Origin of the sequence: Rhizobium ecuadorense (genome assembly GCF_001187535.1) — a bacterium.
GTDB lineage: Bacteria > Pseudomonadota > Alphaproteobacteria > Rhizobiales > Rhizobiaceae > Rhizobium > Rhizobium ecuadorense.
This window is the reverse complement of sequence record NZ_LFIO01000896.1, coordinates 1-277: the sequence shown is the minus strand read 5'-3', so window position 1 is coordinate 277 and position 277 is coordinate 1. Positions and strand designations below refer to the sequence as shown.

The following is a 277-nucleotide window of genomic DNA, read 5'->3' as shown; positions in this document are numbered from 1 at the left end:
GTCTCCAGATGGGCGGCCGCATGGTTCGGTCCGGCTTCGAGCAACAGCTCCGATGTCACGACGCGGACGCCGCAATAGTCGAAGATCCCGTGATCGATCTGCGTCTTCATGGCGCCGAAATAGCCGTGCCGCACATAGGTCCCGGCATCGGCGCCGCCGAGGCCGACCAGATGCACCGGCAGGCGGCCAAGCAACTTCACCAGCCCGGTATCCGGGCGATCGTCGTAAGCCCAGCCATTGGTGAACACCCGGTCGATCCATCCCTTGATAAGCCCCG

Annotated in this window: 1 protein-coding gene; it reads right to left on the bottom strand. The window is 64.3% G+C overall.

All coding sequences use genetic code 11. The features are described from left to right. The coding region (locus AF337_RS15650; RefSeq protein ID WP_193393627.1) for an NAD(P)H-dependent oxidoreductase at window positions 1-277 on the bottom strand (277 nt) is incomplete at both ends.